The sequence below is a fragment of the Neisseria sp. HMSC055H02 genome (assembly GCF_001813335.1).
In the GTDB taxonomy this organism is placed as follows: Bacteria; Pseudomonadota; Gammaproteobacteria; order Burkholderiales; family Neisseriaceae; genus Neisseria; species Neisseria sicca_C.
Genome location: NZ_KV812116.1, coordinates 14,820 through 36,490 on the forward strand (window position 1 = coordinate 14,820; position 21,671 = coordinate 36,490).

Below are 21,671 nucleotides of genomic sequence, written 5' to 3' on the forward strand. Positions count from 1 at the left end.
ACTGCGAAATGAGAAAGGGAGCTACAACGCCTATTTTATGGCGGCAATGATGGTTTATATTGTAGCACTGCGAAATGAGAAAGGGAGCTACAACTTTTTCTTCTTTGTTTTCGGAAGTTCTTATATTGTAGCACTGCGAAATGAGAAAGGGAGCTACAACCGTTTTATGTAGCGGGCGATGGCGTTCTCGATTGTAGCACTGCGAAATGAGAAAGGGAGCTACAACTCATACAAGTCAGTATGCGTCATTCGATGCATTGTAGCACTGCAAAATAGGAAAGAATAAAATCAGAAATTGGCACCGCATATTATTTCCTGCAGGGTCGTCTGAAAGCTCGAATTTCCGTTTTCAGACGACCTCTTCAACCCTCAATAAACCTACCGACTATACGGGAATAACTCAATCGGCTACAATTCCGTTTCACAAACAAATAAATTCAAAAACTTATGAAATGTCCGTTTTGTCAGCATCCCAATACTCAAGTCACTGATTCGCGGCTCTTGGAAGAGACGAACAGTATCCGCCGCCGCCGCCGTTGCGTGGAGTGCGGGCAGCGGTTCAGTACGTTTGAAACGGTCGAAATGCGGATGCCGCAGGTGATTAAATCCAACGGTACGCGCGTGGCGTTTAATCCGCACAAGCTGAGAACCAGTTTGGAACGGGCTTTGCACAAACGCCCGATTGCCCAGGAAAAAATCGATGAAACGGTCGCGCTGATTGAGCAGCGTCTGTATCAGTCGGGCAACAAGGAAGTGCCGTCGCGCATGGTGGGGGAAATGGCGATGGAGGAATTGGCAAAAATCGATCAGGTCGCCTATGTCCGTTTTGCGTCCGTGTATAAAAGTTTCAACGACGTGTCCGAGTTTACTCAGGCAATCGCCACGCTGGTGCAGACTGACGGGAAATAGGTCGTCTGAAAGCGGTGTGTTGATGATGAAGAGGATGTTTATGAAAAGAGTTTTATCCGTAGCCGCCGCACTATTCTGCCTTGCCGCCTGCAGCCCCGAACAGGGCGATGCGGTGTCGAAAGCCGCCTCCGATACGGTTCAAACGCTGACGAGCATGGACGGCAAAATTTCCATCTCTGTTCACAACAGCCACTTCACCGACATCATCGCCGATTCCGCCCGCCATCCGAAAAACGTTCCCGCCTCCAACCTGATTCTGCTCCAACACGACCCTGAAGCGCGCATTACTATTTATGCGGCGAACAACGGTCCGGCGCAAACGGATGCCAAAGCCTATTTCACCGAACTTCAAAACGTCCTGCAATCGGACGAGACTCAAAATGTCCGCGTCGGCATCGCCACCGACAACCGCATGAATTACCAAACCGACCGAGAAGACCGGCAAGGAAAGTTCAACCAATATTGCATCGCCATTCACGAAGCCAATATTTATACCGTTTGCGCGTACAGCCATCACGCGGGTCAGAAGGAATTGTCGGAAGTATTGAAAGAATTGAGCTTGTCGCGTTAATGAGTTGACGAACGGAATACGGCGAAAGAAAAGGTCGTCTGAAAACGGAAAACTTTAAGAAATCCAAGTTATGTTTGATTGCATTGATACCCAAATGATGCAAAACGCCCTTGCCCTTGCGAGGCTCGGGCGTTTTTCCACTTCCCCCAACCCGCGCGTCGGCTGCGTGATTGCACACGGCAGCCAAATCGTCGGGCAGGGATTTCATGTCAAAGCGGGCGAACCGCATGCCGAAGTTCATGCGCTGCGGCAGGCGGGCGAAATGGCGCGCGAGGCGACGGCTTATGTGACGCTCGAACCGTGCAGCCATTACGGCCGTACGCCGCCCTGCGCCGAAGCCCTGATCGGTTCGGGCGTGTCGCGTGTGGTCGCCGCCATGACCGACCCCAATCCTCTGGTGGCAGGCAAAGGTTTGGCAATGCTCGAAGCCGCAGGCATCCGCACCGAAAGCGGTTTGCTGGAAACCGAAGCGCGCGAACTCAACCGCGGCTTCCTTTCCCGTATCGAACGCGGCCGCCCGTTTGTCCGCATCAAATGTGCCGCCAGCCTGGACGGCAAAACCGCACTCGCCGACGGACGCAGCTACTGGATTACCGGCGAAGCCGCAAGGGCGGACGTACAAACCTTACGCGCGGAAAGCTGCGCCGTCTTAACCGGCATCGGCACGGTGCTTGCCGACAACCCGCGCCTCAACGTCCGCACCTTCCCGACACTGCGCCAACCTGCGCGTATCGTGTTGGACAGCAAACTGCAAACGCCGTTGAACAGCCACATGGTTTCAGACGACCTCAGCCCCACCGTCATCGTAACCGCCGTTAATGATGAAGAACGCCTCAAACCATACCGCGCGTTCAATCATATCCGCCTCTTGAGGTCGTCTGAAAACGCCGCCGGACGTATAGACCTTGCCGCACTGCTGCCCCAATTGGCAGAACTGGGCTACGGCGAAATTATGGTCGAAGCGGGCGCGACAATGACCTCCGCCTTTATCCAATCAGGCTTGGCAGACGAAATCGTGTTGTACCAAGCACCGAAAATCTTAGGCGAAGGCAGAAACCTGCTCACCCTCCCCGCCAACCCCACCGTTTTGACTTCGGAAGGCGGGTGGGAAAGCCGTTCGGTAGAGCTGATCGGGCAGGACGTAAAATGGGTTTTGCGTAAAAAATAGGCTGATGATTGGGGTTTGGGGTCGTTTTCAGAATCCAAGATGGTTCCAATTTTTTTGAGTATTAGAGCATGAGACAGGAGACAGTCCGAAATTTTGAAAAAGTTTTTTAAACTGTTGAATATGAGGAAATAGCAGCCGTAGTTATAGTTTAAAAATGTTAATTTCTTTAAAATTCAGTATGATATATTTTGTTCTGATATAATGCGCGGGCAAGGCGTACGGAAGCCGGCGTCTTGTCTTTTTTCAACTTTAGATACTAAGGAACTTATATGTGCGGTATCGTCGGCGCCATCCGCGCCAATCACAATGTAGTCGATTTTCTGACCGACGGTCTTAAACGCCTTGAATATCGGGGTTACGACTCGTCGGGTATCGCCGTGAATATGGACGGCAAAATCAAGCGTGTGCGCCGTGTCGGCCGCGTGCAGCTGATGGAGGATGCCGCGCGCGAAAAAGGCGTGTTCGGCCATATCGGCATCGGCCATACCCGCTGGGCGACCCACGGCGGCGTAACCGAACCCAACGCCCACCCCCACATCTCCGGCGGCATGATTGCCGTCGTCCACAACGGCATCATCGAAAACTTCGAAGCCGAACGCGAACGCCTCCAATCCTTAGGCTACACCTTCGAATCGCAAACCGACACCGAAGTCATTGCCCACAGCGTCAATCACGAATACACCCAAAACGGCGGCAAACTGTTTGAAGCCGTCCGCGCCGCCGCCGCCCGTTTCCACGGCGCGTACGCCATCGCCGTGATGGCGCAGGACAAACCTGAAGAAATGGTGGTCGCACGCATGGGCTGCCCGCTCTTGGTGGCATTGGGCGACCAAGAAACCTTCATTGCCTCCGACGTATCCGCCGTCATCGCCTTCACCCGCCGCATCGCCTATTTGGAAGACGGCGACATCGCCGTATTGAGCGCGAACGGCATCGACAAACTGATTGACAAAACCGGTGCCGAAACCCAACGCAAAGTCAAAGTATCCGAGTTGTCGCTCGCTTCGCTGGAGTTGGGCCCATACAGCCACTTCATGCAGAAAGAAATCCACGAACAGCCGCGCGCCATCGCCGATACCGCCGAAGTCTTCCTTGACGGCGGCTTCGAACCCGAAAACTTCGGCGCAAACGCACGCGAAGTGTTCGACGACATCCACAGCATCAAAATCCTTGCCTGCGGCACGTCCTACTACGCCGCGCTGACCGCCAAATACTGGTTCGAATCCATCGCCAAAGTCCCGACCGACGTCGAAATCGCCAGCGAATACCGCTACCGCGACGTGATTGCCGATCCGAAACAACTGATCATCACCATCTCCCAATCCGGCGAAACCTTGGACACGATGGAGGCCCTGAAATACGCGAAATCCTTAGGGCACAAACACAGCCTGTCCATCTGCAACGTCATGGAATCCGCCCTGCCGCGCGAAAGCGAATTGGTACTGTACACCCGCGCCGGTGCAGAAATCGGCGTCGCCTCCACCAAAGCGTTCACCACACAACTGGTTGTATTGTTTGGCTTGGCGGTGACGCTGGGCAAACAGCGCGGTTTGGTTTCCGCCGAAAAAGCGCGCGAATACGTCGAAGAACTGCGCCAACTGCCCGGCAGCATCCAACACGTTCTCAACCTTGAGCCGCAAATCGCCGCGTGGGCGCAAAAATTTGCCAAGAAAAACAGCGCACTGTTTTTGGGCCGCGGCATCCACTTCCCGATTGCCCTCGAAGGCGCGTTGAAGCTGAAAGAAATCACCTACATCCACGCCGAAGCCTATCCCGCAGGCGAATTGAAACACGGCCCGCTGGCATTGGTGGACGAAAACATGCCCGTCGTCGTCATCGCGCCGAACGACGGCTTGTTGGACAAAGTCAAAGCCAATATGCAGGAAGTCGGCGCACGCGGCGGCGAACTCTTCGTCTTCGCCGATTTGGACAGCAATTTCAACGCCACCGACGGCGTGCACGTCATCCGCGCCCCGCGCCACGTCGGCGTACTCTCTCCGATCGTGCACACCATCCCCGTGCAGCTCTTGTCCTACCACGCCGCCCTCGCACGCGGCACGGACGTGGACAAACCGCGCAACCTGGCGAAATCGGTTACGGTTGAATAAAGCCCGATTTGAACGGTAAAAGGTCGTCTGAAAACTAGGAAACCAAGTTTTCAGACGACCTTTTCAATCAATCCCAAAAGGATGCTTAACAATACTTCCTTATTTGCGTATCACGCCTAAGTCAGCGGTTTGCGGTATCGGATTGCGTGGGATAACCATTCTTCAATCTCTATCCACATGGCTCCTCCCATTTACAGCAAACCGGGCTGACCCAATGCGGGGTCGGTTGCGCGGGCGGCTTTCGCATCTTCAACGGTCAACCCCAAGGCTTTCGCCACGCCTTCGCCGTAGGCGGGGTCGCAACTGTGGCAGTTGCGGATGTGGCGGTATTTGATGAAGTCGGGCGCGTCGTCCATGGCGGCGGCAGTGTTGTCGAACAAAGCCTGTTTCTGCGCGTCGCTCATCAGGTTAAACAAGGCGCGCGGTTGGCTGAAGTAGTCGTCATCGTCTTGACGGTAGTCCCAGTGCGCCGCGTCGCCGTTGATTTTCAAAGGCGGTTCGGCGAAGTCGGGCTGCTCCTGCCATTGGCCGAAGCTGTTGGGTTCGTAGTGCGGCAGGCTGCCGTAGTTGCCGTCGACGCGGCCTTGCCCGTCGCGCTGGTTGCTGTGTACGGGGCAACGCGGGCGGTTGACGGGGATTTGGCGGAAGTTCACCCCTAAGCGGTAGCGTTGCGCGTCGGCGTAATTGAACAGACGGGCTTGCAGCATTTTGTCAGGGCTGGCGCCGATGCCGGGAACCAAGTTGCTCGGTGCAAAAGCGGATTGTTCCACATCGGCAAAGAAGTTTTCGGGGTTGCGGTTCAACTCGAATTCACCCACTTCAATCAGCGGATAGTCTTTTTTCGGCCAAACTTTGGTCAGGTCGAAAGGATGGTACGGCACTTTTTCCGCATCCGCCTCGGGCATGACTTGGATGAACATCGTCCATTTCGGAAACTCGCCGCGTTCGATGGCTTCGTACAGGTCGCGTTGGTGGCTGTCGCGGTCGTCTCCGATGATTTTCGCGGCTTCATCGTCGGTCAGGTTTTTAATGCCTTGTTGGGTGAGGAAATGGAATTTCACCCAAAAACGTTCGCCCGCCTCGTTCCAAAAGCTGTAAGTATGCGAACCGAAGCCGTGCATATGGCGGTAGCTGGCGGGGATGCCGCGGTCGCTCATAATGATGGTAACTTGGTGCAGCGCTTCGGGCAGCAGCGTCCAGAAGTCCCAGTTGTTTTTTGCGGAGCGCATATTGGTGCGCGGGTCGCGTTTGACGGCCTTGTTCAGGTCGGGGAATTTGCGCGGGTCGCGCATGAAGAAGACGGGCGTGTTATTACCGACCATGTCCCAGTTGCCTTCTTCGGTATAGAACTTCAACGCAAAGCCGCGGACGTCGCGTTCGGCATCGGCACCGCCTCTCTCTGCCGCAACGGCGGTGAAACGGGCGAACATCTCGGTTTTCTTGCCGACTTCGCTGAAGATTTTGGCGCGGGTGTATTTCGTGATGTCGTGCGTCACGGTGAACGTACCGAACGCGCCCGAACCTTTGGCGTGCATACGGCGCTCGGGAATCACTTCGCGCACGAAATCGCCGAGTTTTTCATTCAGCCACAAATCCTGAGACAGCAACGGACCGCGCGGACCTGCGGTCAGGCTGTTTTGGTTGTCGGCAACGGGCGCGCCGTTGCCCATAGTCAGGTGGGTTACCGGGCATTTGGAGTCAGTCATGATGATTTCCTTTATGAAATGGTCAGTGGTTTATGAAACGATTTGCCCAAAGGCATATTCGCAGTCGGTTTGTTTGTGTGAATAATTTTAATATATCGATATTAAAATTATGTTTTATTTAAACTAAAATATATAATATACAGAAAGGATTTTGCTATTGGAACTATGGATTCAATTTAATATTGTTATTATTGATGAAAATTGCTTGTTCGCCGAGTTCCCATTATCACGCAAGAACACCAAATAAAAAAGTAAAAAAGGTCGTCTGAAACTGTTTTCAGACGACCTTTTGACTTCTATCAGCTTTACCGTTTACGCCTCATCGTACAAACCGCGCATCACCCTGCCGATGGCGGCGATGCCTTTTTCCAGCATTTGAGCATCCTGCGCGATGCTCATGCGGATGCACTCGTGGGCGTGCGGGTAATCCTGCGTGTCGATGCCGACGAAGAAATGTTCGCCCGGAATAATCAGCGTGCCTTCGGCTTTGAGCATTTCGTACAGGGTTTGCGATGAAACGGGCAGGTTTTCAAACCAGAGCCACAGGAAAATCGCGCCTTCGGGTTTGTGGATTTTCAGCGGATACGCGCCCAGCTCGCGCTTGAGCAGCGAGACGGCGGTTTGCGCCTGATTGCGGTAAAACGGCCGGATGACGTCGTCTGAAAGCTGTTTCAGACGACCGTCCTGCAACAGCGGTGTTGCGATGGCTGCGCCGAAGCGGGTGGGCGACAGGTTCACAATCGCGTTCAGGCTGCTGACGGCTTTGACGACTTCGGGCGTGGCGACGATGATGCCGGTGCGCACGCCCGGCAGGCCGACTTTGGAAAGGCTGAAGCAAAGGATGATGTTTTCGTGCCAATTCAGCGTGACATCGCTGTAAATAATGTTGGGGAACGGCATTCCGTAGGCGTTGTCGATAATCAGCGGAATGCCGTGTTCTTGCGCCAAAGCGTCCAGCCGCGCCATTTCGCCGTCGGTCAGCACGTTGCCGGTCGGATTGGTCGGGCGTGAACAGCAAATCGCGCCAATTTTGCCCGCTTTGAGTTCGGGCAGGCTTTCCAGCGCGTCAAAGTCCACGCGGTATTTGAAGAAGCCTGCTTCGCCTTCGTGTTCGACAGCTTCGATTTTCGGTTTGACGGAAACAAAGTGCTGCCCTTCGACATGCACGTCGGCATAGCCGATGTATTCGGGCGCGAGCGGCAGCAGGATGGCTTTTTCAGTCGAGAGGCCGTCTGAAAGATTGAATTTGCCGCCGAAGAGGTTGAAAAGATAGAAAAACGCGTTCTGCGAACCGTTGGTCAGCGCGATATTGTCGGCAGTCAGGTTCCAGCCGTATTCGCGGTTGAGGAAGGCGGTCAACGCGTCAATCAGCGCGGCATCGCCTTGGGGGTTGGAGTAGTTGCCGATGTTCTCGACGGCGTGTTCCGCCGCCAGCTTGGAAAATACGTCGGCGAACACGGCATTGACTTCGGCGATCCGCGCCGGATTGCCGCCGCCGAGCATGTTGACGGGCTTATCGCTTTTGAGCGCGTCGCCGAGGTCGTCCATAAGTTGCAGGATGCCACTGTGTTGCGTGAATTTTTCGCCGAATGCCGAGAACTGCATGATGACTCCGTGTAAATATGATTGGCGGGGATTATATCAGCTTGATATGTCGAGGGGTCTCCTGCCAGCCTGAAAACGGGTTTCAGACGACCTTTGATATTTAGGAAGATGTTCCGCCCGTCCATTCGGGTACGGCGCCGGTGTCGAAACCTAAAAGTGAAAGCGCGTGGGCGGTGCTGTGGGTGATGATGTCGTCTATGGTTTGCGGCTGCTGGTAGAGGGCGGGGGTAGGCGGGAAGACGATGCCGCCCATTTCGGTAACGCGGCGCATATTGTCCAGATGGGCAAGGTTGAGCGGGGCTTCGCGCACCATCAGCACAAGGCGGCGGCGCTCTTTCAGGACTACGTCCGCCGAGCGTGTCAGCAGGTTGTCGCCGAAGCCGTTTGCGACTGCGGCCAGCGTGCGCATCGAGCAAGGGGCAATCAGCATCCCGTCGGTTTTGAACGAACCGCTGGCGATGGCGGAGCCTATATGGTTTATCGGATGGACGACATCGGCAAGGCGGTAGAGTTCATCTTTCTCATATGGTGTTTCCAGCGCGCGCGTCATTTCCGCGCTTTTGGATACCACCAAATGCGTTTCGACATCGTGTGCGCGCAAAAGTGCCAAGGCCTTGATGCCGTATTGGAAACCGCTGGCTCCGCTGATGCCGATAATCAAACGTCGGGTCATGAAAGTCTTTCGTAAAAGCGTATTTTGGCAACATTATAAAGCAGGTCGTCTTAACAGGCAGGTTTCATATTTTGAAAAGCAGCTGTTTGACTGAAGGCAAGGGTAGGGGAGGTGGTTCGGCAGAAGCAGCCGAAATATGTTATAAATAAGCCCTTCTACCGACCTCAAATTGGAGCATACGACATGGAATTGGTATTTATCCGCCACGGACAAAGCGAATGGAACGCAAAAAACCTGTTTACGGGCTGGCGCGACGTGAAACTGAGCGAGCAGGGGCTTGCCGAAGCTGCCGCCGCCGGTAAAAAACTGAAGGAAAAAGGCTACGAGTTCGACATCGCCTTTACTTCCGTCCTGACCCGCGCGATTAAAACCTGCAACATCGTTTTGGAAGAATCCGACCAACTGTTCGTGCCGCAAATCAAAAGCTGGAGGCTGAACGAACGCCACTACGGTCAACTGCAAGGTTTGGACAAGAAACAAACCGCCGAAAAATACGGCGACGAGCAAGTCCACATCTGGCGCCGCAGCTACGATACCCTGCCGCCGCTGCTCGACCCGAAAGATCCGTTCTCCGCACACAACGACCGCCGCTATGCCAACCTGCCCGCCGATGTCGTACCCGACGGTGAAAATTTGAAAGTTACCTTGGAGCGTGTATTGCCGTTTTGGGAAGACCAAATCGCCCCTGCATTGCTCAGCGGCAAACGCGTCTTGGTCGCCGCACACGGCAACTCCCTGCGCGCCTTGGCAAAACACATCGAAGGCATTTCCGACGAAGACATCATGGGCTTGGAAATCCCGACCGGTCAGCCGCTGGTGTACAAATTGGACGACAATTTGAAAGTGGTTGAAAAATTCTATCTGTAAGCTTTGCGGATAATAAAAAGGTCGTCTGAAACCCTGATTTGTGGTTTCAGACGACCTTTTTTTAATCAAATCAAATTACTTCGCAGCCTTAAACGCGTCGGTAACCTGTTTGGAAGCGTTCAGCAATTCTTGCGCGCCGCCCGCCGCCAAGTAGGTTTCGGGAACGAGGTAAACCACTTGTCCTTTTTTCCATGCGGTTGTTTCGGCGACCAGCGGATTGTTCAACACGTCTTTCGCCGCCTGTCCTTCTTCGCCGATGGCAGCGCCCCTGTCAAGGACAAACAGCCAGTCGGGATTTTTCTCTTTCAAGTATTCGAAGCTGACGGGCTGACCGTGGCTGCCTTCTTTGATGGCTTCGTCAACGGCCGGAACGCCGATGTCTTTGTGCAGCCAGCCGCCCAGTCGTGAAGACGGTCCGAAGGCGGACATTTTCCCGCCGTTGACCAAAATCACCAAACCTTTGCCTTTACCTTGCGCGGCAGTTTTCGCAGCGTCGAAAGATGCGTCGATTTCGGCTTTCAGCTTATCGGCTTCCGCCTGTTTGCCGAAGATTTGCGCCAGCGCGTCGATACGCTCTTTGGCACTGTCTTTGAGGTTGGCGGTATCGGCGGTCATCTCGATGGTCGGCGCAATGGCGTTCAACTTGTCAAACGCTTTGGCTGCGCGGCTGCCGATGATGATGAGCTGCGGCTTGTAGGCGTTGAGTGCTTCGTAATCCGGCTCGAACAGCGTACCGGCAGGTTTTGTTGTTTTGAAATATTCGTCCAAATAAGGCAGTCGGTTTTTATCGACGGACAAACCGGTTTTCACGCCCAATTTGCTTAAAGTATCGAGCATACCCAAGTCATAAACGGCGATACGTTCAGGATTTTGCGGCACTTTCGCGTCGCCGCGCGTCGTTTTGACGGTCAAATCTGCGCCTTCGGTTTGGGCTGCGGAAGCGGTTTGGGCGTTTTGGTTTGAAGCGGAATCTTTCGGCGAACACGCGCCCAAAGCAAAGGCGCAGCATACGGCTAAAGCAGTTAAACGTAACATGGGATAATTTCTCCGTTGTCGGGTTCGGGGCAGATAATATGGACGGGTCGTCTGAAAATCCGCAAAGCGGATGCTCGCATCAAATACCTGTTCCAATCCTGCCGTTGTCAAAAAAGTTTGGAAAATGCCAGATTGAGAAATCTGATTGACAGGCAGGTCGTCTGAAAACCGAAGCTGATTCAGACGACCTGCCCGTATTTTACCCGCTCTTTTTAGAAGCGGTAGTTCACGCCCAAGCGTACATCACGTCCGGTACCTGGTAGGGTATTGGTCCAGCGTTGACTGTGCGGATAGTAGAACTTGTTGAACACGTTGTTAACTGAAAGATTGATATTGAGCGTGTCTTTGCCCAATGGTTTCCAGTTGGCGAAGACATCGTTCACACCGAAACCTTGGCGTACAACGTTTTCCAGTTTGCCGTCGCGACCTTTTTGACCTGCCACCAATATCGAACCCACGGCTTTTTGAACATAGCGTCCGCGCCAGCCGATTTCCAGATTCGGATTTTGGAAGCGGTAGGCAAGGGAAGCCGTCCAAGTGCGGCCGGTTTGTGCGCCAAACTCGGGGTTCGCGCTTAACAATTTATCTTTGTGTGTATCGTAAAAACGCGGTTTGCTGTGGCTTACGCCGACTTTGGCAGTCAAGCCGCCGGTGCGGTAGGACGCGCCCAATTCGTAACCGTGGTTTTTGATGTAGCCGGCATTGACGGCTTCACGGATGGCGACAGAGTCGTGGCGGTTTTGCGGATTAGCAAGCGCGTCTTTGATGGTCTGCCAGAAGTAGCTGCCGTTTGCGGCAAACGTGCCGTCGTTGTAGTTGAAACCGATTTCGGTATTGCGCGCGCGTTCGGCTTTGGTGCCGTCGGCAATCGAGATGATGCCGCGCTTGCCGTGGGTTTGCAGCGCGTCATACAGGCGCGGGCTGCGGCTGGCGTAGTTGTGGCTTGCGCTGAAGCTCCAGTGTTCGTGCGGCTGCCAAATCACGCCGAAACTCGGGTTAAGGCTGCTGCTTGAAACGGTTTTGCCGTCATGGGTTTTCACCTTGAAGCGGTCGTAACGCAGTCCGCCGGTCAGGGTAAAGCCGTTAATTTCGTGAATGGCTTCGATATACGCGCCGGTATCGGTTTTGGTCGGGTTGGACAGTTTGTAGGAATGGACAAGATCCATAACTTTCTTGTCTTCCGCTTTTTCTTCATCGGTCTTATCTATTTCTTTTTTAGGATCTTTTGGGTCTGGTTTCTTACCGGAGATCTTAAATTCGTTGTTCAAAAACGCTTGCGGCTCGATTTCCTGATGGCGGTAGTTGATACCGTATTTCAACAGGGTTTGTTCGGCAAGGCGGCTGTCGAAGTTGAAGTTCGCACCACGAGTGGCGATTCGGGTATGGTTAGGGCCGACCACATTGCCTGCGTAACCGCTGCCGCTGTCATCGGCGGAATAGCGTTCGTTTTCCAACACATAGGCGTTGGCGTTCAGTTTTTCGACAAAGCCCAGGTTTTTACCCGTGTACTCCAAGTTGGTGTTGGATTGGGTAGTTTCACGGTATGAGGGTTTCTGCCTGTCTTTTGCAGGGTCGGACTCGAAGATTGTAAACTCTTCACGCACAGTACGGATGCCCCGGTGCTGGTCTTTCATGTGGCTCAACACGATGCGGTGGTCGCCGTCGCCGAAGGTTGTTCCGATTTTGGCCAGGTAGCTGCGTTTGTCCAGTGCGCTGTAAGGTACGGTTTTGCCGCCGTTGGGACTTTTGTAGCCTTTACCTGCTTCGTAATCTTTTTCATCGTTGCGGTTGTAAGAGAACAAACCGTCGAAGTTGCCCTCTTTTCCGAATACGCTTGCGCCGTAGTTTACGCCGTCATTAGAGGCATAGCCGCTGCTGAGGCGCACGCCCCAGTTTTTATCCAAGCCTTTGAGCAGGTCTTGGGCATCGACGGTTTTGGCGATGATCGCGCCGTTGGTTGCGCCGATACCGGCAGAGGCGGAACCCGCGCCTTTTTGTACGGAAACGACTTTAACCAAAGCGGGATCGATAATAAATCTGCCTTGGTGGTAAAGGATTTGGCTGTCGGAATAGGCGTTGTCCACCTTGATGTCGACAGAGTTCTGACCCATGCCGCGCAAGGTCATGTGTTGGGATGTGCCGTTACCGCCGCCGAAATCGATGGCAGGTTCTTCTTTTAACAATTCGCGCAAATCGGTTGCCGTGTTTTCGTCTTTTTGACGAAGGGTGACGATATTAGTTTTGATTTTGCTGCCTTGGCGGTCACCTTTTACGGTAACCGTATCAAGGGTAACGCTTTCTTTCGCTTCGTTTTCCGCGTGGGCAAAACCGGCGGCGAGTGCCATTGAAAGCAGGCTGAAGCGGAACAGGGGTGAAGTCATGGAAATTTCCTTCTGTTGGATAAGTTTCAGTTAATCGATAAATTATTTATTAATAATAATTTTTATTTATTTTAAAGGTAGGATATTATTTTGTAAAGGTGTGCATAGTTTTGCGCCAATAATGTTTGGTTTTTTGTTGATTGAAGTATGTGAAGCCCGCCGTCTGTAAAAGGTCGTCTGAAAATGTCTGTCTGCTTGATCAGCATTGAAAGTAGGCAGGAATGGTGCGCAACTTGTCATGTCTGTTTTCAGACGACCCCGCATAGAAAATTTTTACTTCTTCCCTTGAATTTATCGGGACAAACCCTAATTTGCCGCTGTGTTAAGGTAAGTTTGTTGACAAACTTGCCGCCTTCTTTTTCAAACCGCATCTGCCGGATAAAGGCAGATGATTGTTTTCAAACTATTTATCGGAGCATAAAACATGACCATCCGTCCTTTACACGACCGCGTCGTCGTCAAACGCTTGGAAGCTGAAGAGAAAACCGCATCAGGCATCGTCTTGCCGGGCGCAGCCGCTGAAAAACCCGACATGGGCGAAGTGATCGCCGTGGGTGCAGGTAAAATCGGTAAAGACGGCGCGCGCCGTCCGCTGGATGTCAAAGTCGGCGACAAAATCATCTTCGGCAAATACAGCGGTCAAACCGTAAAAGCCGACGGCGAAGAGCTGTTGGTGATGCGCGAAGAAGATATTTTCGGTATTGTCGAATAAACATTCCGTGCATTCAGAACGACAGGTCGTCTGAAAAGGCATACAAGGTTTTCAGACGACCTCAGACAGAATCAAATGTATTAAATAAATTAGGAGAATCAAAATATGGCAGCAAAAGACGTACAGTTCGGTAACGAAGTCCGCCAAAAAATGGTCAGCGGCGTGAACACTCTGGCAAACGCCGTCCGCGTAACTTTGGGTCCTAAAGGTCGCAACGTAGTGGTTGACCGCGCATTCGGCGGCCCGCACATCACCAAAGACGGCGTTACCGTCGCTAAAGAAATCGAATTGAAAGACAAATTCGAAAACATGGGCGCGCAAATGGTGAAAGAAGTGGCGTCCAAAACCAATGACGTAGCGGGCGACGGTACGACTACCGCCACCGTACTGGCGCAAGCCATCGTAGCCGAAGGCATGAAATACGTTACCGCCGGCATGAACCCGACCGACCTGAAACGCGGTATCGACAAAGCTGTCGCCGCTTTGGTTGAAGAGCTGAAAAACATCGCCAAACCTTGCGATACTTCCAAAGAAATCGCCCAAGTCGGCTCGATTTCCGCCAACTCCGACGAACAAGTCGGCGCGATTATTGCCGAAGCGATGGAAAAAGTCGGCAAAGAAGGCGTGATTACCGTTGAAGACGGCAAATCTTTGGAAAACGAATTGGATGTCGTCGAAGGTATGCAGTTCGACCGCGGCTACCTGTCCCCTTACTTCATCAACGACGCGGAAAAACAAATCGCTGCGCTGGACAACCCGTTTGTTTTGCTGTTCGACAAAAAAATCAGCAACATCCGCGACCTGCTGCCTGTTTTGGAACAAGTGGCAAAAGCCAGCCGTCCGCTGTTGATTATTGCTGAAGACGTAGAAGGCGAAGCCTTGGCGACTTTGGTCGTGAACAACATCCGCGGCATCCTGAAAACCGTTGCCGTGAAAGCCCCGGGCTTCGGCGACCGCCGCAAAGCCATGTTGCAAGACATCGCCATTCTGACCGGCGGCACCGTGATTGCCGAAGAAGTCGGCCTGTCTTTGGAAAAAGCCACTTTGGAAGACTTGGGTCAAGCCAAACGCATCGAGATCGGTAAAGAAAACACCACCATCATCGACGGCTTTGGCGACGCAGCCCAAATCGAAGCGCGTGTTGCCGAAATCCGCCAACAAATCGAAACCGCAACCAGCGATTACGACAAAGAAAAACTGCAAGAGCGCGTTGCCAAACTGGCAGGCGGCGTGGCAGTGATTAAAGTCGGTGCCGCTACCGAAGTCGAAATGAAAGAGAAAAAAGACCGCGTGGAAGACGCGCTGCACGCTACCCGCGCAGCCGTTGAAGAAGGCGTGGTTGCCGGCGGCGGCGTAGCCCTGTTGCGTGCCCGTGCCGCTTTGGAAAACCTGCACACCGGCAATGCCGACCAAGACGCAGGCGTACAAATCGTCTTGCGTGCCGTTGAGTCTCCGCTGCGCCAAATCGTTGCCAACGCAGGCGGCGAGCCTAGCGTAGTCGTGAACAAAGTGTTGGAAGGCAAAGGCAACTACGGTTACAACGCAGGTTCCGGCGAATACGGCGACATGATCGAAATGGGTGTACTCGACCCCGCCAAAGTAACCCGCTCCGCACTGCAACACGCCGCGTCTATCGCCGGTCTGATGCTGACAACCGATTGCATGATTGCCGAAATCCCTGAAGAAAAACCGGCTATGCCTGATATGGGCGGCATGGGTGGTATGGGCGGCATGATGTAAGGTTGTCCCAACCTAAGCGCAAACAAAAACCTGCACGGACAACCGTGCAGGTTTTTTCTTTCAAAGAAGGTCGTCTGAAAACTGATTTTCAGACGACCTTTTATCATGATGGCGATGCTGTTGCTTTCCTATTTTTTGCAGCAAACGGTCCTTTTCCTTCAATCAGGGGTTGTTGCGTTTCAATCCGTTTCTCGCATTCCGCCATCAATTCGGCTTCGGTGCCGCTGCTGTGGGGGATGACGGGATGGATGACGACAGTGATGGTGCCGGGGTGTTTGAGGAAGGAATTTTTCGGCCAAAATTCGCCGCTGTTGAGGGAGACGGGGACGATGTCCATCTCAAACATTTTCGCCATGCGCGCGCCGCCGAGTTTGTAGCGGCCTTTTTCGCCGGGCGGCAGGCGTGTGCCTTCGGGGAAAATGGTAATCCAGTAGCCTTCGTTTTTGCGCGCCATGCCTTGTTCCATCAGTTGTTTGCTGGCTTCGCGGCTGTTGCTGCGGTCTATGCCTATGGTTTTGACGAGTTTCAGGCCCCAACCGAAGAAGGGGATTTTGAACAATTCGCGTTTGGCGACGTAAACCTGCGGAGGGAAGATTTCTTGCAGGGCGAGGGTTTCCCAGCCGCTTTGGTGTTTGGCGCAGATGATGGAGGGGCGGTCGGGGATGTTTTCGGCACCGATGAGGCGGTATTTGAGTCCGATGATGTGTTTGAGCGACCAGTTGAGGATGCGTACCCAGATCTGCGCCATTTTGTGCGCGCCGCCTTGGACGGGCAGGGCGAGGAGCATGAAGGGGAAAAGTAAAATCAGGCTGGTGCTGAGGATGAACCAGTAGGTCAGGTTGCGGATGAGGAGCATGTTTTTACCTGTCGGATGGGTCGTCTGAAATCTTGTTTGGGCTTGAAATGGGGCGAAACAGGGTTTCAGACGACTTCGTGTATTTACGGTTTTTCCTGTCCGTCTGCACGGTCTTGTGCGGCTTCGTGCATGATGTATTGGGAGAAGGCGAGCAGGCTTTCGAAGATTTGGGTGTTTTCGGGTAATTCTTTTTCCTGTTGCGACAGGGTTTTCTTGCCTTTGCCGGTCAGAACGAGCGCGGTTTTCCCGCCGGCTTCGTGCATGGCTTGGAGGTCGCGCAGGCTGTCGCCGACCAGCCAGGTTTCGGCGGGGTCGGCTTTGAAGCGTTCGAGGATGTCGAAAATCATGCCGGGCTTGGGTTTGCGGCAGTCGCAGTTGTCGGCGGCGGTGTGCGGGCAAAACCAGATGCCGTCGATTTCGCCGCCCGCCTGACGGACGAGGCGGTGCATTTTGGCGTGCATTTCGGTCAGGTCTTGAACGGTAAAGTATTTGCGTCCGATTCCGGATTGGTTGGTGGCGACGGCTATCCTGTAACCTGCCTGCGTCAGGAAGGCGATGGCGTCCATGCTGCCTTCGATGGGTATCCATTCGTCTACGGATTTGACGAAGTCGTCGCGGTCTTGGTTGACGACACCGTCGCGGTCGAGGATGATGAGTTTCACGGTTGCTCTCCGACAGGGGATGCCAAATTGTTTTTCCATTGATCAAACGCTGACTGGAAGACGGGTTTGAGACGGTGGTAGGTTTCGGGGGTGTTGGGGACGTGGTAGAAGCCGCCGAGCGACGGGGTGTCGAGGGTGCGGACGTAGTCTTCTAGAAATGCGCCGTAGCCGTCTTCTTCATCGTCGTAATAGTAGGAGGTGAATTGCTGCCCTTGTTCGGTGAAGTCGTCGGGCGTGAGCGCGCCGTCCATGTGTTTGAGCAGGAAGCGGCGGCCGCTGGTTCTACCTTTGAGCATATTGGCGAAATCTTCCGCGCTTTCGGGGGCGGTTTGCCAAACGGGATTCGCCAGTCCTGTCTGCGCCGCCCATATCCAGTACATGCCCATATGCGTGGCGGCGTTTTCGGACGGCAGTCCTTCGGGATATTCTTCGTCTAGGTGGAAACGGATGTTGTCGTACATGGACGGTCGTGTGCTGTGATTCGGAGGGTGTTTATTGTAACGGAAAACGGGAGAGGTCGTCTGAAATCTGTCGGGACGTTTTTCAGACGACCTCTTTGTTAATAGGGGGAGTATGCTGCGGCTTGGTATGAAAACATGATATACTTCTTTTTATTTCAACCGCCTAGGATATGTCAGGGCGGTTTGTTTCGTTTGAACATTCTGAAAGTCCCTTATGTCCGAATCCACCCCCGCCCCGCTGGGCGAAAAGCAAATGGCGGTTTTGATGGCGATGTTGGTTGCCCTGATGCCGTTTTCGGTCGATGCCTACCTGCCCGCCATACCGGAAATGGCGCAGTCGCTGAGCGCGGATATACACCGCATTGAGCAGAGTTTGGTTTTGTTTATGTTCGGCGTGGCGTTCGGGCAGATTGCCGGCGGTGCGGTTTCGGACATCAAGGGGCGCAAACCGGTGGCTTTGGTCGGTTTGAGCATTTATTTTGCGGCCGTTGCCGCTCTGACGATGGTGCAGTCGGTGGACGGGCTGTTGAACCTGCGCGCGGTACAGGCGTTCGGCGCGGGGATGACGGTGGTCATCGTCGGAGCGATGGTGCGCGATTATTATTCGGGCAGGCAGGCGGCGCAAATGTTTGCCTTAATCGGCATTATCCTGATGGTCGTGCCGCTGATTGCGCCTATGTTCGGCTCTCTGTTGCAGGAATTGGGTGGCTGGCGTTTTATTTTCGGTTTTTTGGCGGCGTATTCGTTTGTTTTGTTCATCTTGGTGTTTGCTTTCCTGCCGCGTCCGAAGCAGACGGGCAAAATCGGGATGGACATTTTCGGACTAGTGGCGGGCAGGTTCGCCAGAGTGCTGAAGACGCGGGCGGCGATGGGCTATCTGTTTTTTCAAGCGTTCAGCTTTGCCTCGATGTTTGCATTTTTGACGGAATCGTCTTTTGTTTACCAAAAGCTGTACCATGTTACACCGCGCCAATACGCTTGGGTGTTTGCGCTGAACATCCTCACGATGGCTTCGTTTAACCGCATCACGGCATGGCGGCTGAAAACGGGGGCGCACCCGCAAAGTATTTTGAAATGGGGCATTATCGTACAGTTCGTGGCGAACCTGACGATGGTGTTGCTGGTCGTATCGTTGGAACTGCCGCCGATATGGGCTTTGGTGCTTTGCGTAATGTTTTCGGTAGGCACGCAGGGCTTGGTCGGCGCGAACACGCAGGCTTGCTTTATGGCTTATTTCAAGCAGGAAAGCGGCAGTGCGAACGCGGTATTGGGCGTGTTCCAATCCATCATCGGCGCAAGCGTGGGGCTGTTGGCGACGCGGCTGCACAATGGTTCTGCCTTAGTGATGGCGGGCATGATGCTGGCTTCGACGGTGTGCGGGATTGTGTTGCTCTGGCTCTGCTCCCATCAGGCTTGGAAGGAAAACGATAAAAGCGAATATGTGTGAATCGTGAACGGCAAAAGGTCGTCTGAAATCTTTTCAGACGACCTTTTGCCTGCGGTAGACATTTAATGGCCTAAATTCAAAAAGGACGACAGCCGTCAAAACGGTGCGTGGGAAAAAATCCCTCTTTTAATTCAGTCCACTATATCCTGATTATTTGGCAGCTGGGGTTTGGGTGGCGGGAGCTTGTTCCAGACCTGCTGCAGGTGCGGTTTGGGTTGCGGTTTGACCTTGTTCGCCCATGGCTTTAACTTCGGCATCAGCGGAAGTGGCTGCAGGTGTTGCAGCTTCGGCGGCTTTGTCTTGTTTCAATTCGTTGGCTTGTTTTTTAGCTTTGTTGGCTTTTTTGTGAACGTGTCCTGCTTTAGCGGCTTTGCCGGAAGCAGGTTGGGCCATAGCCGCAGGAGCAGCGATCAGACCGGCAGAAACAAGAACGAGGGAGGTCAATTTAGACAATGTTTTCATATGTAATATCCTTTCGGGAAATTTGTCTGATACAATAATTCCGTCAAATGCCAAATGGCAATTTGCGTAAAGACAATCGCATAACTGTTTGGTGCGATTGAATTTTTATTGTAACGGTTTGTTTGTAAACCGAAGTCAGGTCAAGCGAAATTGAAATAAAGTTTCAAAAGGCGGGTTAACCCCTTTGTCCTGTTTTATTAGCCGTACCTCATAGCTTGATTATTTAAATTTATATATTTCATGGTATTACGTTCAATGATTTTGAAACACTCCCGCTTTCGCAATGCATCCTACATCTTGATGGGGCTTGCCCTGTTTGTGGTGCTGTATTTCCACTTTTTGCCGCTTTTGCTTGCCGTCATCCTGACCTACGTCTTCATCACCAAGACCAACGGCCTCATTCTTTGGATGCGCCGCCGTATGCTTGCGCGCGGTACGTTTCTGCACAAATCGCTCAACGCGCACAATATCAACTTGATTTCAACCATCCTTACCATAAGTATCGTATTGACGGTTATCCTCCTGATGTCTTTAGGGATTTACCACCTGATTCACGGCGGGCACATCCCCGTCATGCTGACCAAGCTGGCGGCGATTTTGGAAGACACGAAAAACAGCAGCAGCCTGCCTCAATCGGTTTTGAACATGCTGCCCAACAATACCGCCGAAATCAAAGCCTCCGCGGTCAAATTGATTGAAGAATACAGCGCCGCGCTGACGCGCATCAGCAAAAACAGCTTCACCTCGTTCGTGTACATCCTTATCGGCATCATTATCGGTGCAATGCTCAGTTTCCACCGTCTCGATATGCGCAAAAACCGCTGCAAAATGCCGCCCTTCAAAGCAGAAATAGTGCATCGGATTGTGAACTTCGAAACCAGCTTCGAGCGGGTGTTTCTGGCGCAGGTCAAAATCTCGCTGATCAATACCGCGCTGACAGGCGTGTATCTCTATCTGATCCTGCCGCTTTTCGGCGTTGAGTTGCCGTTTAAACTGACCGTGTTGGTGCTGGCCTTCGTCGTCGGGCTGGTTCCCGTCGCGGGCAACCTGATTTCCAACACCATCATTATCATCTTGAGCCTCGGCGCGTCTTTATATGTGGCGGTCGCCTCGCTGGTGTTTCTGGTCGTCATCCACAAGCTCGAATATTTTCTGAACGCGAAAATCATCGGCTCAGAAATCGAATCGAGCGCATGGGAACTACTGGTGGCGATGGTCGTGTTCGAACGGATTTTCGGCGTCGGAGGCATCATCGTCGCACCGGTTTATTATGCGTATTTGAAGAATGAGTTGAAGCAGCAGAAACTGATTTAGATAGTGTTTGAAATATAGATGAAAGGTCGTCTGAAAAGCTCGAAATAGGTTTTTCAGACGACCTTTTTTCAGCTACGGCAACCTGATCCCTTCCCACGGCTGGTGAGGGAAGGTTAGGATGGGGGTGGCTTGCGGATATACGGTATAAGGGGCAAGAGCCACACTCTCTCCAATTCTCTCCAGCCGGACGGGAGAGGGCGGATTCTCGCGGGCGAAGCCCACGCTAGGTTACCCTTCACCTCAGCACAAACAATTCCTGCCCGTGCGCCTTCAGCCAACTTTTAGCATTGTCGGTATGCGGCGTCAGGGTGTTCACCAAATGCCAAAAGCGCGGACTGTGGTCGGGGTGGCGGAGGTGGCAGAGTTCGTGGATGCAGACATAGTCGGCGACGTATTCGGGCGCGCCGATCAGCCGCCAATTGAGGCGGATGCCGGTGTGCGGGCGGCATACGCCCCAAAAGGTTTTAGCGTTGCTCAGGTCTGTGGCGGCAGGCGTCAGCCCCGTTTCGGCTGCGTGTTTTTTAAGGCGGGGCAGCAGGTATTCGTGGGCGCGTTCGTTCAACAGGCGGCGCAGGTGGTCGATTTGTGCGGCGGTTTCTTTTCGGGGAAGCAGGATTTCAGACGACGTGATGCGGATATGGTTTTGGCTGTGAGTATCCAGCTTAGTCTTTACTCCCCGATACCAAATCCACTCAGGTAAATTTGGGTGGGGAATGGGATGTGCGGGCGTTTTGGCAAGCGTGTTCCGCAATATCGTTTCGTTTGCCGCCAGCCAGTTTGCCAACGCGCGGTCTTGAAAAAAGGGTGGGACGTTGATGCTGACCGTTTGCGTATTGACGGGGCGAAGAATCAGATTTTTCTTGGCACTGCGTTTCAGTTCGATTTCGATGCACAAACCGTCGGAAAGAGGATAGGTGAAGCGTTTCATAGTTGTAAATAGGTTTCAGACCGGATACATCGTCTGAAACAGGGACTTTCCATATCAGGCGGCAAA

The 21,671-nt window shown here is 53.2% G+C and carries 19 protein-coding genes; 9 read left to right on the top strand and 10 right to left on the bottom strand.

What is annotated here, in order from left to right; genetic code table 11:
* Positions 1–447 precede the first annotated feature (447 nt).
* The 4 genes from nrdR (at position 448) to glmS (ending at position 4,756) form a co-directional block, all read left to right on the top strand.
* Complete coding sequence (nrdR, locus tag HMPREF2907_RS08790; RefSeq protein ID WP_003776195.1) at positions 448–909, top strand: transcriptional regulator NrdR; 462 nt, start codon at positions 448–450, stop codon at positions 907–909.
* A gap of 40 nt (positions 910–949) precedes the next feature.
* Positions 950–1,480: a hypothetical protein gene (locus tag HMPREF2907_RS08795; RefSeq protein WP_318259102.1), complete on the top strand. Its 531-nt coding sequence runs from the start codon at positions 950–952 to the stop codon at positions 1,478–1,480.
* Between the two features lie 70 nt (positions 1,481–1,550).
* Positions 1,551–2,648 (top strand): bifunctional diaminohydroxyphosphoribosylaminopyrimidine deaminase/5-amino-6-(5-phosphoribosylamino)uracil reductase RibD, encoded by a 1,098-nt coding sequence (gene ribD, locus HMPREF2907_RS08800; protein ID WP_070682230.1) that lies wholly within the window; start codon positions 1,551–1,553, stop codon positions 2,646–2,648.
* Positions 2,649–2,917: 269 nt separating this feature from the next.
* A complete protein-coding gene (gene glmS, locus HMPREF2907_RS08805) occupies positions 2,918–4,756 on the top strand; it encodes a glutamine--fructose-6-phosphate transaminase (isomerizing) (RefSeq protein ID WP_070682233.1) in 1,839 nt (612 codons plus the stop codon).
* 191 nt (positions 4,757–4,947) lie between these two features.
* Here the strand turns inward: glmS and katA are convergent, their stop codons facing one another.
* The 3 genes from katA to HMPREF2907_RS08820 form a co-directional block, all read right to left on the bottom strand.
* Positions 4,948–6,462: a catalase KatA gene (katA, locus tag HMPREF2907_RS08810; protein WP_070682236.1), complete on the bottom strand. Its 1,515-nt coding sequence runs from the start codon at positions 6,460–6,462 to the stop codon at positions 4,948–4,950.
* A gap of 312 nt (positions 6,463–6,774) precedes the next feature.
* Positions 6,775–8,067 carry a valine--pyruvate transaminase gene (locus tag HMPREF2907_RS08815; RefSeq protein WP_070682239.1) on the bottom strand — a complete coding sequence of 431 codons (1,293 nt, stop codon included), beginning with the start codon at positions 8,065–8,067 and terminating at the stop codon, positions 6,775–6,777.
* Positions 8,068–8,167: 100 nt separating this feature from the next.
* The gene (locus tag HMPREF2907_RS08820) at positions 8,168–8,740 is read right to left on the bottom strand and encodes a UbiX family flavin prenyltransferase (RefSeq protein WP_070682242.1); all 573 of its coding nucleotides are present in this window, start codon (positions 8,738–8,740) and stop codon (positions 8,168–8,170) included.
* Between the two features lie 183 nt (positions 8,741–8,923).
* On the opposite strand from HMPREF2907_RS08820, the gene HMPREF2907_RS08825 reads away from it, so the two are divergent.
* Positions 8,924–9,607, top strand: a complete 684-nt coding sequence (locus HMPREF2907_RS08825; RefSeq protein WP_003744516.1) for a 2,3-diphosphoglycerate-dependent phosphoglycerate mutase — start codon at positions 8,924–8,926, stop codon at positions 9,605–9,607.
* A 75-nt stretch (positions 9,608–9,682) separates the two neighbouring features.
* Here the strand turns inward: HMPREF2907_RS08825 and HMPREF2907_RS08830 are convergent, their stop codons facing one another.
* Positions 9,683–10,642 (bottom strand): siderophore ABC transporter substrate-binding protein, encoded by a 960-nt coding sequence (locus tag HMPREF2907_RS08830; protein ID WP_070682245.1) that lies wholly within the window; start codon positions 10,640–10,642, stop codon positions 9,683–9,685.
* A gap of 212 nt (positions 10,643–10,854) precedes the next feature.
* Positions 10,855–13,023: a TonB-dependent siderophore receptor FetA/FrpB gene (fetA, locus tag HMPREF2907_RS08835; protein WP_070682248.1), complete on the bottom strand. Its 2,169-nt coding sequence runs from the start codon at positions 13,021–13,023 to the stop codon at positions 10,855–10,857.
* Between the two features lie 424 nt (positions 13,024–13,447).
* On the opposite strand from fetA, the gene HMPREF2907_RS08840 reads away from it, so the two are divergent.
* Complete coding sequence (locus HMPREF2907_RS08840; RefSeq protein WP_002218094.1) at positions 13,448–13,735, top strand: co-chaperone GroES; 288 nt, start codon at positions 13,448–13,450, stop codon at positions 13,733–13,735.
* A gap of 105 nt (positions 13,736–13,840) precedes the next feature.
* Positions 13,841–15,475 (top strand): chaperonin GroEL, encoded by a 1,635-nt coding sequence (gene groL, locus HMPREF2907_RS08845; RefSeq protein WP_003744506.1) that lies wholly within the window; start codon positions 13,841–13,843, stop codon positions 15,473–15,475.
* 103 nt (positions 15,476–15,578) lie between these two features.
* Here groL and HMPREF2907_RS08850 read toward each other — a convergent pair whose 3' ends face one another.
* From HMPREF2907_RS08850 to HMPREF2907_RS08860, 3 genes are all read right to left on the bottom strand, one after another.
* Complete coding sequence (locus HMPREF2907_RS08850; protein ID WP_070682251.1) at positions 15,579–16,331, bottom strand: lysophospholipid acyltransferase family protein; 753 nt, start codon at positions 16,329–16,331, stop codon at positions 15,579–15,581.
* 83 nt (positions 16,332–16,414) lie between these two features.
* Positions 16,415–16,993 (bottom strand): D-glycero-beta-D-manno-heptose 1,7-bisphosphate 7-phosphatase, encoded by a 579-nt coding sequence (gmhB, locus tag HMPREF2907_RS08855; RefSeq protein WP_070682254.1) that lies wholly within the window; start codon positions 16,991–16,993, stop codon positions 16,415–16,417.
* A complete protein-coding gene (locus tag HMPREF2907_RS08860; RefSeq protein ID WP_070682256.1) occupies positions 16,990–17,454 on the bottom strand; it encodes a DUF7832 domain-containing protein in 465 nt (154 codons plus the stop codon). The genes gmhB and HMPREF2907_RS08860 overlap by 4 nt, the downstream gene beginning before the upstream one ends.
* Positions 17,455–17,668: 214 nt before the next feature.
* Between HMPREF2907_RS08860 and HMPREF2907_RS08865 the strand changes: the two genes are divergently transcribed.
* A complete protein-coding gene (locus HMPREF2907_RS08865) occupies positions 17,669–18,901 on the top strand; it encodes a multidrug effflux MFS transporter (protein WP_070682259.1) in 1,233 nt (410 codons plus the stop codon).
* A gap of 150 nt (positions 18,902–19,051) precedes the next feature.
* Here the strand turns inward: HMPREF2907_RS08865 and HMPREF2907_RS08870 are convergent, their stop codons facing one another.
* Positions 19,052–19,363, bottom strand: coding sequence for a late embryogeneis abundant protein (locus HMPREF2907_RS08870; RefSeq protein WP_070682262.1), 312 nt, complete (start codon positions 19,361–19,363; stop codon positions 19,052–19,054).
* 255 nt (positions 19,364–19,618) lie between these two features.
* Here HMPREF2907_RS08870 and HMPREF2907_RS08875 point away from each other — a divergent pair, with 255 nt between their 5' ends.
* On the top strand, positions 19,619–20,677 hold the full coding sequence (locus tag HMPREF2907_RS08875; protein WP_070682265.1) for an AI-2E family transporter: 1,059 nt from the start codon (positions 19,619–19,621) through the stop codon (positions 20,675–20,677).
* Between the two features lie 235 nt (positions 20,678–20,912).
* Here HMPREF2907_RS08875 and HMPREF2907_RS08880 read toward each other — a convergent pair whose 3' ends face one another.
* Positions 20,913–21,605 (bottom strand): YgjP family zinc-dependent metalloprotease, encoded by a 693-nt coding sequence (locus HMPREF2907_RS08880; RefSeq protein WP_070682267.1) that lies wholly within the window; start codon positions 21,603–21,605, stop codon positions 20,913–20,915.
* Positions 21,606–21,671 lie beyond the last annotated feature (66 nt).